The organism is Huaxiibacter chinensis, from assembly GCF_022171985.1.
Taxonomy (GTDB): domain Bacteria; phylum Pseudomonadota; class Gammaproteobacteria; order Enterobacterales; family Enterobacteriaceae; genus Enterobacter; species Enterobacter chinensis_A.
This window is the reverse complement of the sequence record NZ_JAJVHF010000027.1, coordinates 1-10,558: the sequence shown is the minus strand read 5'-3', so window position 1 is coordinate 10,558 and position 10,558 is coordinate 1. Positions and strand designations below refer to the sequence as shown.

The 10,558-nt window shown below is 43.5% G+C and carries 13 protein-coding genes and 1 pseudogene; 7 read left to right on the top strand and 7 right to left on the bottom strand.

Annotated features, from left to right (window positions below):
* The first annotated feature begins 215 nt into the window (after positions 1–215).
* Together LZP96_RS23350 and LZP96_RS23345 are read left to right on the top strand one after the other, a co-directional pair.
* Positions 216–653 carry a PaaI family thioesterase gene (locus LZP96_RS23350; RefSeq protein ID WP_016241611.1) on the top strand — a complete coding sequence of 146 codons (438 nt, stop codon included), beginning with the start codon at positions 216–218 and terminating at the stop codon, positions 651–653.
* 114 nt (positions 654–767) lie between these two features.
* Positions 768–1,244 carry a Dps family protein gene (locus LZP96_RS23345; RefSeq protein ID WP_072259269.1) on the top strand — a complete coding sequence of 159 codons (477 nt, stop codon included), beginning with the start codon at positions 768–770 and terminating at the stop codon, positions 1,242–1,244.
* A 291-nt stretch (positions 1,245–1,535) separates the two neighbouring features.
* Here the strand turns inward: LZP96_RS23345 and LZP96_RS23340 are convergent, their stop codons facing one another.
* On the bottom strand, positions 1,536–1,886 hold the full coding sequence (locus tag LZP96_RS23340) for an ArsR/SmtB family transcription factor (RefSeq protein ID WP_040115257.1): 351 nt from the start codon (positions 1,884–1,886) through the stop codon (positions 1,536–1,538).
* Positions 1,887–2,046: 160 nt separating this feature from the next.
* Here LZP96_RS23340 and LZP96_RS23335 point away from each other — a divergent pair, with 160 nt between their 5' ends.
* Together LZP96_RS23335 and LZP96_RS23330 are read left to right on the top strand one after the other, a co-directional pair.
* Positions 2,047–3,705, top strand: coding sequence for an FAD-dependent oxidoreductase (locus LZP96_RS23335; RefSeq protein WP_040115255.1), 1,659 nt, complete (start codon positions 2,047–2,049; stop codon positions 3,703–3,705).
* A gap of 245 nt (positions 3,706–3,950) precedes the next feature.
* Complete coding sequence (locus LZP96_RS23330; protein WP_001243598.1) at positions 3,951–4,415, top strand: methyltransferase family protein; 465 nt, start codon at positions 3,951–3,953, stop codon at positions 4,413–4,415.
* A gap of 289 nt (positions 4,416–4,704) precedes the next feature.
* Here LZP96_RS23330 and LZP96_RS23325 read toward each other — a convergent pair.
* The 4 genes and pseudogenes from LZP96_RS23325 to LZP96_RS23310 all read right to left on the bottom strand — a co-directional run.
* Positions 4,705–4,773 (bottom strand): annotated as a pseudogene (locus LZP96_RS23325) (IS6 family transposase); the annotation flags it as partial.
* A 101-nt stretch (positions 4,774–4,874) separates the two neighbouring features.
* Entirely contained in the window at positions 4,875–5,279 is a 405-nt protein-coding gene (locus LZP96_RS23320) for a hypothetical protein (RefSeq protein ID WP_040115252.1), read from the bottom strand.
* Between the two features lie 61 nt (positions 5,280–5,340).
* The gene (locus LZP96_RS23315; RefSeq protein WP_040115250.1) at positions 5,341–5,790 is read right to left on the bottom strand and encodes an H-NS family histone-like protein; all 450 of its coding nucleotides are present in this window, start codon (positions 5,788–5,790) and stop codon (positions 5,341–5,343) included.
* A gap of 11 nt (positions 5,791–5,801) precedes the next feature.
* Positions 5,802–6,335, bottom strand: a complete 534-nt coding sequence (locus LZP96_RS23310) for a topoisomerase C-terminal repeat-containing protein (RefSeq protein ID WP_247831445.1) — start codon at positions 6,333–6,335, stop codon at positions 5,802–5,804.
* A 345-nt stretch (positions 6,336–6,680) separates the two neighbouring features.
* Here LZP96_RS23310 and LZP96_RS23305 point away from each other — a divergent pair, with 345 nt between their 5' ends.
* From LZP96_RS23305 to LZP96_RS23295, 3 genes are all read left to right on the top strand, one after another.
* Complete coding sequence (locus LZP96_RS23305; RefSeq protein WP_045284274.1) at positions 6,681–7,889, top strand: TRAFs-binding domain-containing protein; 1,209 nt, start codon at positions 6,681–6,683, stop codon at positions 7,887–7,889.
* A 4-nt stretch (positions 7,890–7,893) separates the two neighbouring features.
* Positions 7,894–8,292 carry a TIR domain-containing protein gene (locus LZP96_RS23300; protein WP_043495620.1) on the top strand — a complete coding sequence of 133 codons (399 nt, stop codon included), beginning with the start codon at positions 7,894–7,896 and terminating at the stop codon, positions 8,290–8,292.
* 276 nt (positions 8,293–8,568) lie between these two features.
* Complete coding sequence (locus LZP96_RS23295) at positions 8,569–8,973, top strand: TIR domain-containing protein (protein WP_043495618.1); 405 nt, start codon at positions 8,569–8,571, stop codon at positions 8,971–8,973.
* A 40-nt stretch (positions 8,974–9,013) separates the two neighbouring features.
* On the opposite strand, the gene LZP96_RS23290 is transcribed toward LZP96_RS23295, so the two are convergent.
* Positions 9,014–9,877 carry a DUF4231 domain-containing protein gene (locus tag LZP96_RS23290; protein WP_040115243.1) on the bottom strand — a complete coding sequence of 288 codons (864 nt, stop codon included), beginning with the start codon at positions 9,875–9,877 and terminating at the stop codon, positions 9,014–9,016.
* A gap of 16 nt (positions 9,878–9,893) precedes the next feature.
* Positions 9,894–10,451 (bottom strand): recombinase family protein, encoded by a 558-nt coding sequence (locus LZP96_RS23285; protein ID WP_040115241.1) that lies wholly within the window; start codon positions 10,449–10,451, stop codon positions 9,894–9,896.
* Positions 10,452–10,558 lie beyond the last annotated feature (107 nt).

Below are 10,558 nucleotides of genomic sequence, written 5' to 3'. Positions count from 1 at the left end.
GTGCCAGGGTGGGCGTCAGCATCATCACGGAAACGGGCGCTGTTGCCATTCATGAGTTTATTTCATCACGGGCGGTGATTTTTATCAGACCCGTATTGTGTATAAACCAGGAGCCGGAATGTGTGGAGGAGGCAGTAATGATGCCGGGGGAGCCCCTCAGCTGACTGAATTCCGGATGCCTCCCGTCAGTACAACCGGACGCTGAGCAGAAACAGATGAATTGTTATCTTGATGCCAGAAAGGCCCATACCTGTTGTATGGTCTGTAGTTCCCGCGACAACAACCCTGATACGGTGAACTTAATGTTTTCAGAGCACCCGGATGGCTCTGTATGTGCGGACTACACGGCCAATCACAGGCATCAGGGGTATACGGGTCTTTTACATGGCGGAATGACGAGTACCCTGCTGGATGCAGCAATGACTCATTGTTTGTTCATGCAGGGTGTGCAAGCCCTGACGGCTGAACTGACGGTAAGATTCATTTCACCCGTTTGTACCGGAGACAAACTGATGGTATGTGCCAGACTGCTTGGGCAACGCAGGGGGATTTACCTGCTTGAAGCATGGCTGACAAAAGGACAGCAGACAGTGGCACGTGCCACGGCGAAATTCATTGTTCCGTCGCAGGATATTGCTCTGGCGCATCGCTAGTGTGACAGACGACAGGTGTACCTGGTTATTATAAAAATTTGAGGCGTGTTTTGCTCAGACCGGAAAGAATAATCGCATATCGTATATTCCACTGAAACCGTGTAAGAGGTAGTTATGAGTAAACAAATCATTGATATTGGTATTGCTGAATCATCCCGGGTGGAGATTGCAGACGGTCTGTCCCGGCTTCTTGCTGACACCTATACCCTGTATATAAAAACACATTACTATCACTGGAATGTAACTGGCCCCATGTTTAATAGCTTACATTTAATGTTTGAAAATCAATACAATGAGTTGGCCACCGCCGTTGATGATATTGCTGAACGTATACGCTCGCTCGGATGTTTCGCGCCCGGCACATATCATGAATTTTCACGTTTAACTGCGGTTAATGAAGACAAGGATATTCCGGCAGCAAAAAACATGATTGAAAATCTTGTCCAGGGCCAGGAGACCGTGGTTAAAACCGCACGCTCTTTATTCCCGATCGTTAATAGTGGGAATGATGAAGCCACTGCGGATCTGCTTACACAACGTATCCAGTTGCATGAGAAAACCGCCTGGATGTTGCGTAGCCTGCTTGAATGATGTCACCCGGTAGCAGCAGAGATAAACAGTTTGTCAGCCACAGGCCATTTCTGACGCAGCAGTATCACTGCGTGCCTGTGGCTCTTTTATCTGACCGGAATAGTATAAAAACCGATAAATCAACCAGTAAACCTGTGAGCGGGCAAGTGATTAAACAGTCCGGAAAGGGATTGCCGGCGGGTATATCCGAATCACTGTCGTTTTCCCGTTACAGTTTCGTCCAGGCACTTCATAGCCTCAACAAGTTTATGATCCACTGATAAAACGGTTTGCAGAGAAAGCAGAATCATATTATTCGTTGTTATGGTTTCCTTTACCTGTCCCGGCCTGCGGACAGTAAAGAGTATATAAGGTATTTAACAACGTCATGATCCGGTTATCCCCGATACGGTAATATACCATTTTACCAGCCCGTCGGGTCTCAACCAGCTTCAGGCGGCGCATGACGCCAAGCTGCTGAGACAACGTCGGCTGAGTAATCCCGACCGCCGCTTCGAGTTCGGACACATTCGCTTCTCCCTGGCTTAACTGGCACATCAACAGCAACCGGTCGCTGTTGGCTAGTCCCCGTAAAACATCCGCTGCCCTCAGGGCCGCATTTTTCATATCAGTCTGACGTTTTGTGTCTTCATTCATTTGCATTGATGATTTCTCATATTATGTGTTTTTATATAATATATTTTAGTATAATGATAGTGGCATAATTTTGCCACCGTGTTCGCCAGGTCTGCAGCGTCCAGCTGACCCGGGTAACTAATTATATCTGGCAGGCATTTTGCCCCGAGTGAACAGAGAGGATGTAATGAAAATAGTGATAGTTGGTGGTGTTGCCGGTGGCGCATCCGCTGCAGCCAGGGCTCGCCGGTTGTCAGAGGATGTCAGTATTGTTGTGTTTGAACGGGGAAGCGATGTCTCTTTCGCCAACTGTGGATTGCCTTATCATATAGGCGGAAATATTCCCTTACGGCAGTCACTTATTCTTAAGACTCCGGAGGATTTTAAATCCCGCTTTAACATAGACGTCCGTACCTGCCATGAAGTGACGTCAGTGGATCCGGTTAATAAAACTGTAACAGTTAATAATTTGATCTCAGGCGAGATCCATACCGAAGTATGGGATCGTCTGCTCCTCAGTACCGGAGCCGCGCCGGTTGTCCCTCCTTTGCCCGGGCTACAGCAAGAGGGAGTCTTTACGCTCCGAAATCTTACTGACATGGATGCTATCCTGGCGTGGATTGAGCAACATAACGTCGCTCACACCACGCTTGTCGGGGGGGGGTTCATCGGACTTGAAGTGATGGAGGCTCTGAGCGAACGGGGGATCCGTGTCACTCTGCTGGAGATGGGGGAACAGGTTATGGCTCCGGTTGATCCTGAAATGGCATCAGTCCTGCATCAGGAAATCCGGAATCATGGCGTGGATCTGCGTCTCAGAACGGCACTCACCGAGGTACTGCGGACAGAAACGGGATTCCGCGTTGCACTGTCTGACGGTGGCTTTGTGCAGACCGACATGGTTATTCTCGCCATCGGGGTAAAACCTGAGAACAGCCTTGCCACATTAGCCGGGCTCGAAGTGGGTAAACGTGGAGGCATATGTGTCAATGCTTGTATGCAGACCAGTATCCCTGACATCTACGCCGTGGGGGATGCAGTTGAAACACCTGACCTTGTTTTTCAGGAACCCGCTAATATTCCTCTGGCTGGGCCCGCCAACCGCCAGGGACGCATTGCTGCTGATAACATGCTTGATCACCACAGCCTTTACCATGGCAGTCAGGGGACATCCATTTGTAAGGTATTTTCGCTGAGTATTGGCAGCGTCGGTGCGAATGAAAAGCAACTGAAAGCCCACGGCACCCGATACGAGAAGGTTTACGTCCATGCTGCTGATCATGCCGGTTACTACCCGGGGGCAACGATGATCAGTCTTAAACTGCTGTTCAGCCCCGATACTGGCAAAATTCTCGGGGCCCAGGCGTCAGGGAAAAAAGGGGTTGATAAACGCATCGATGTCCTGGCTGTCGCACAGCGTGCGGGACTTACCGTCAACGATCTTGAGCATCTGGAGCTGACTTATGCTCCTCCTTTTAACAGTGCAAGGGACGTTGTTAACCAGGCTGGAATGGTGGCGGCAAATGTCATCAAGGGAGATACGGTCATCTGTCATGTCCGCGATGTGTTACAACGGGTACCGGGCAGTTATTGTTTACTTGATATTCGCTCTCCTGCAGAACTGAAACAATTTGGCGAATATCCTGACGCGCTATCCATTCCACTGGATTCCCTGCGGGAGAATCTTGAAAAAGTGCCTAAAGATAAAGAGATTTTTATAGGGTGCCAGAGTGGCCTGCGCGGGCATGTGGCATACCGTATTCTTCAGGCCCACGGCTTCAGGACATATAATCTGAGTGGTGGCTTTATAACCTGGCAGGCGGTAACGGAGTCAATAAGTAAATAAGAGATGAGGTGCCATACACATGGCACCCTGAATCGCCACAGGTTTAACAGTGAAGTGGTCTGCTGAATTTGTTCACCTGAACAGAGGTGTGGACTGACCCCGCACCGTTATAAGGACAGTTATGAAAAAAATAACTTTTCAGATCAGGCATATAATGTCAGATTCATGGTCACTATAGGAATGGCAAGGACTGGATTTTCATTTTGCAGCCATCAGGCTGCTTAGTTCAGAGATAGGTCTGTGTAATGCGTAACTTCGTGACTCGATTGAGAGTATGGTTTCCGCCCCCACTCATCTTATTGCTGTTTTTCGTCACTGATGTGTTGACTGCAATCCCGCGTTTTACCTTCGACATCGTGAATATAGTGCTAAGCGTGTTGCTGACCGGTGTTTGTATTACCATGATACTGCACACCGCTTGGCAGATGAGCACGAACGGCACGACGCTTAATCCGCTTCATCCGGATAGAACCACCAAGCTGGTAACTGTCGGTTGTTACGCATGGAGTCGAAACCCTATTTACCTTGGAATGAGCGGGCTCCAGTTATCCGTTGCTCTCTGCTTTGGCAGCCTGGTGGGGATACTTGCTGTACCGTTGTTTATGTTTGTAGTAGCCAGATTACATATCCATGTTGAAGAGGTACAGCTTCGAAAACGTTTCGGGTTGGAATGGGAACGCTATACCCAACGGGTTCGTCGCTGGTTATAGCAACCCCGTGGTGTTGCAGGAGACAAATAAGGGGTCAGTTTGGAGATCGGAAATTTTTGTACGTTAAGCACATTATTTAACCAATTAGGATACGTAAGTGATTGATTTATCGTCAGTGGCTATCGCTTTTAGGTTGTCGCTCTTGCTGTATCGCATTTAGGTTATCCGATTAAGACAAAATCCCCTGAAAACGCTGTATAGCGCGGGAGTACACCCTATTGCTACAGGTAAGCCTGTTCAAAAAACAGGCTTACCGTACAATAATTCTCTATATCCAAACTGACCCCTATTTGCAGTACCAGCGTACGGCCCACAGAATGATGTCACGCTGAAAATGCCGGCCTTTGAATGGGTTCATGTGCAGCTCCATCAGCAAAAGGGGATGATAAGTTTATCACCACCGACTATTTGCAACAGTGCCCGTGAGCGCCTCAGATTTCACGTAGCGTTACCTGTTTATCAGGCACTACCCCATGATCCATGCTTCAGGCACTGCTGATAAAAAAGACTAAGCAACTCTTGTTCTGTAGGGGGGTCGCCAGCAAGACCAACTTTTGCCGGAAGAAAGGCGTTATTTTTCTGACCTGCGAGCGAGCGGAGTTCATTAGATTTTCTAAGAACGTCATCAAGAGCCCTGGATAGCTCAAGCCCATTACTGGCAGGTATGCTAGTAAATACGGCCATGCCTCCCTTGATCTCCCGAACCGCGCCTTTCTTTGTTGCTACACAAACAATAAAGAGGTTTATTTCTGGCTGTTCCCATGCTTGTTTTACAAAATCATCCGGGTAGTTCACTTCATAATGCGTTATCTGGCTAAGATCGCTTCCTGTTTTAAAGTACATAAGTGGCAAGGTAAGGCTCATAACTCCTCCTGTATCATAAATCAAAAAGCCCCAAGCTTAAGCGTGGGGCTTTAAAAGATTATTATGCTTGTTCTGTGCCGGATTGGTCTTTCTCGATGAGAAAATCCTCAAGCTTCTGACCAGCTTTAAGGGCTGCATCAATTGGTTTAGGCGCACGACCGCGACCAGACCAATATTTCACTACGCCATTTTCTTCAAACTGATATTTTGGCGGTGCTTTCGGAAGTTTGTTTTTTTGTTTTTTCGGTGCCCCTTCGCTTAATCCTAGCAGTTCTTCAGCGGAGAAACCTTCACCTGCGATCAACTGAAGCAATTCTAGACGCTTTCTTTCACGTTCTTCTCGCTCTTTGGCTTCCTGCTCAGCTTCTTCACGGCGCTCTTCAATAACCGCATTAAGCTTTTCCTGCATTTCAAGAAGTTGTTCAAAGTGAGTATCACGCGCAAAAACACGTACCGATCGGATATTCAAAAGCAGTTTTCGCACTAATTCAAAGTTATCATTGTCACTCATAGTTAATACCCTTACTTTTTAGCAAACTCGAAACCAATTTTTCCAGTGTTTTTATCCTGTAAAACTAAGGTAGCGTCAAATTTTTTTCCGGTTTTAGTGCTAGTAAACCCTTTGAGCGAACCTGTTTTACCCTTTTTGATCAACGTTTCTGCCTGAGCGTTGGTTATTTTTTTACCAGCAATTTCCGACCAAAGCTTGAAACCACACCCAGTACAGAAGAATCCTTTAGGGCGTACAAGTATTTCTTTATTGCAGGAAGGGCAGGGTACATTCAGACGGTCAATCGCGCCTTCAGTTGTTTTCTTCTCAGTCGCTGGTTTCCCATCGCTATCAGGAAATGATGTTTTACATACAGGATAGGAAGAACAGCCCCAGAAGAAGCCATTTTGCCCCTTGCGCTTACGCAGGAAACCGTTGTTACAGACCGGGCATGGAGTAGCATTTGAAGAAATAGAAATCCCGTTCCTGTCCAGCTCGTCGATTAATCCCTGCACATACTCATCATTTGATTTAGGGGTTTGAGGTCCAATGATGTAAAAAACCACGATAAGAAGATAACCTGCTGTTTTTATTTAAAAAAATCAGAAACCTTTCTGTTGTTAATGTTTTTTAATTTTTCCCCTTGAAAAATAAAGGATTGCCCCACTATCATGGTCGAATAAATAACTAATTTGTGCGGATTTAGGAGGCCGCTTGGAAAAGGGAAAAGATCCTACGCCAAGGCTTTTTTAGCAGAAAGGTGTCAGTAACTACCTGAATTAACCCTGCTACGCCGTTTTTGCGTAAGAAACCGAACGTTTTCATACCGTTGGCCTTCAAACCACTATGGAAAAAATAAAAGGGTGATGTGATTGAGTAAAAAAAAATTAAGTTTGTTGTGCTTTGTGGTTATGGGTTTCGGGAAAAAAACTGATTTCCGGTCAGGTAAGCTCTTAAACCTAGATGCCACGTACAATGAGATAATAAAACCAGCGGCAGAAGAACTAGGCATCAAGTGTGTCAGGGCTGACGAAATAATGCAGTCTGGGATTATTGATGTGGAAATGTATAAATTGCTACTTTCTGCTGATATTGTTGTTGCAGATATATCAACAAGTAACGCAAATGCTATATATGAACTAGGCGTAAGGCACGCACTAAAAAAAGGAACGACCATCATAATGTCTGAAAAGTCGGCAGTGCTACACTTCGACTTAAATCACATTGCAACCTTACAGTATGAACATCTTGGTGATGATATCGGTTGTTCCGAAGCGAGAAGAATAAAAGGGCAGCTGAAATCATTAATGGAGTCGGCATTAAATGAAACACGTATAGATAGCCCAGTCTATACTTACCTGCCAGATTTAAACACTCCGACACTAACGGCACAAGAAATAAAAGAAATCGTAAAGGATTCAGATGAAGCAGAAAAGGAATGGGGATATATTTTTAATAGCGCAGAAGAAAAGTTGAAGTTTGGGGATTTTTCAAATGCAAAGGAACTCTATCAAAAAGCGCTAGAAATAAGACCTAGAGATGAATACTTAATTCAAAGACTAACACTCTGTACATACAAGGAAAAAATAGAATCAAAAAGCAGAGTGATGAGTTGTATGGATGCAATGGTTATTTTATCAGACTTATCTCCTGAAACCAGTAACGACCCAGAAACAACAGGAATGGCGGGTGCCATAAATAAATACATATGGATGGACACTAAAGATATCACGTTCCTAAACAAAGCAATTTCATTCTATAACCGTGGATATACAATAAAAAAAGATTACTATAACGGTGAAAATTTAGCGCTTTGCTACTTTGAGAAGTCTAAACAGCTAAAGAATACAGAAACTGCAAATGATAAAGACATCGTATTTAATGAGATTCTTGCAGAAAAAACGTTCAAGTCCGTACTTGAAATCACTGAGGGGATCATAGAGTCAACTAACTTCAATGAACGAAGTGATGTAAAATGGGTTTACGCAACAGCAGCAAAGTCAGCATCATATCTAGAGTTAAAAGAAAAAGAGGATTTATACAGTAGTAAGTTTAAATCACTCTGCGACAACTCATGGGATTTTAATACATTTGAAGAAAACAAAATAAAGAAGGATTGATGAAGTGAGTAAAACATACAGCATTTTTATTAGCCATTGTTGGGATTACAATGATTCGTTGATAAATCTAAAGAATTTATTAAACAAGGAAGATGGGCTTGTGGCATCTTATGAAGAAGTAACTGTAGATGCGCCTATAAACTCAGAAGATGAAAAATACATCAAGCGAGTACTGAAGGCGAGAATATCCGCATCAGATGTGTTTATTGTTGTAGCAGGAATGTACACAGCACATAGTGATTGGATGAAATGGGAAATTGAAACAGCAGTTGCTAATAACATACCAGTTATTGGGATTAAACCGCATGGTTCACAACGAACGCCTCAAGTTGTCACAGACAATGCGAAAATTATTGTTGGATGGTATACACCATCAATTATATCAGCCATCAAAGACTGCTAATTAACATAAGGCAAGGGCTTATACCTCTTGCTTTACTTCTGCTTATATTTATAATTTCCCATGGTTTATCTTCTTCCAAGCTACCAACTCGCCTCTTCTTTCCGAGGTTTGAGGTCCAATGATGAAAAAAATACGACAATAAGATAACTTATTGTTTTTACAGCATTAAGTAGAGAAACCTTTTTGTTGTTATTGTTTTCTTTAACTTTTACCCTTGAAAACCAAAGGATTGCCCCCACTATCATGGTCGAATAAATAACTAATTTGTGGGGATTTATGGCAAGAGACCTAAATATTTTTATTAGTCATTCGTGGGGGAGTCACGACGAATTACTAAGATTGCGTAACCTACTAAATTCAAGACCCTATTTTAGGGCCGAGTTTTCAGAAGTTAGCAAAGATGTCCCAATTAATTCAATTAATGCTGATTACATCAAAAGAGTTCTTGGCGAAAAAATTCGTAACAGCAATGTGCTACTTGCCATTGCAGGAATCTATGCAAGTCATAGTACCTGGATGGAGTGGGAAATGGACACAGCTATTAGAAATGGAATTCCTGTTATTGGCGTTATTCCCCACGGAGCTTCGAGAGTTTCTCAGATTGTAGCTAATAGATCTGTCGAACAGGTTAGATGGAGTACAGAAAGCATTGTTGATGCCATTCGTCGACACGCTAGATAATTTTAAAGGGAGCTTTAACGCTCCCTTTATCATATTCAATTTATGCAACTCGTCTTGCTTGCCATTGTGTATGTTCACGTGAGAAAGCGGTTTCAGCATCTCGAATGAAATCTAAAAAATCTTTTTCACCAGAAATATAATACGATTGTTCTTTTACCAGCCCAATTTCATGTGCTGTAAGGGCATATGATGCTGAAAGCTCATTGTATTTCTTAATTTGCACCCAGCCAATCAGAGCAGAAATGATGGTTGTAATCAGTTCTGTTGGTAGCGATGCGGCTTGGACCAGATCTTCGGCAAGGAGTGCCGTCATAGTAAGAGATAGAATATAGAAAATCAGTATAGCTACAGCCCATGCTCTCCCTAATCTTTTGTTGAATACCGATTTTTTTGCATACCATGTTCGTTGTTCTTCAATCCGTTGTTCCACATATAAATCTCTTCTTTGCTCATAATTCATTTCTCTAATGCTTTTTAAACAAATACTAAACGTATCCCCTTCAAGGTTTTTTAGCGTTTCTGTCTTAATAGCATACTTGCTATCTTTAATAATATTCCTTATGTAACCAATATATTGCTTAGCATCATTTATCTCTTCAGAGCCATTAAATGGTTCCGCTTTCATTGCGAATTTCCATGTTGTTGTCTTTATTGATTCGGTAACCGCTCTATATTTGTACCATTTTTGTTCGAAGTTTATAATGTTCCTGACAAGTAATAACATTATTAGCAGAACAAATAACACTAAATTTACACTGTATTTTTCCATGTAAGATAGAGAGCTATTTACAGCGATAAATATCAATAATGCATATTCTGCCCTTATGCCATTTAAGAAATATTTTTGGTTTTTTACTGAACGCTCATTTGTAATTTCATATAAATGAGGGTAATCAATCTTCATGATTTATGTCCATTAGTTATGCAAGGCAAGTGTGTTTTTTTAGTCTAAAATAAGTCGCCCGGGAAATTCCGGTTCTTTCCATGACAAAGCTTACAGACTGGTTCTGATGGATTAATTCCCGTGCAATTTCAGATTTTTTATGTGGTTTACGACCAAATTTAACGCCCGCAGCCATAGCTGCAATTCTGCCATCGTTGGTACGTTCCAGAATACGTTCACGTTCCGCTTCTGCTACAGCGGCCAAAATTTGGATCACCATTTTTCCCATAGTGCCTTCCGTACTTAGCCCATTCTCCAGAAAACGAATGGCAATCCCCTTTTTATAACACGCATCCACAATGTGGATCATGTCTGCGGTATTGCGACCAAGCCGGTCCATCTTTGTACAAATGATGATGTCGTCTTTTTCCGCACGGGCAAGCAGCCGTTGTAAGCCTTCACGTTCGTCCGTAGCTCCTGACATTATATCAGTAAAAATTCTGTCATCTCTGACACCGACAGATTTCAGCTCCGTGATCTGCACAGTTAGCTTCTGATGGCTGGTTGATACTCTTGCATATCCCAGTAATGCCATATTAGTCTCACAGGCACTGTTGCAAATAGTCGGTGGTGATAAACTTATCATCCCCTTTTGCTGATGGAGCTGCACATGAACCCATTCAAAGGCCGGCATTTTCAGCG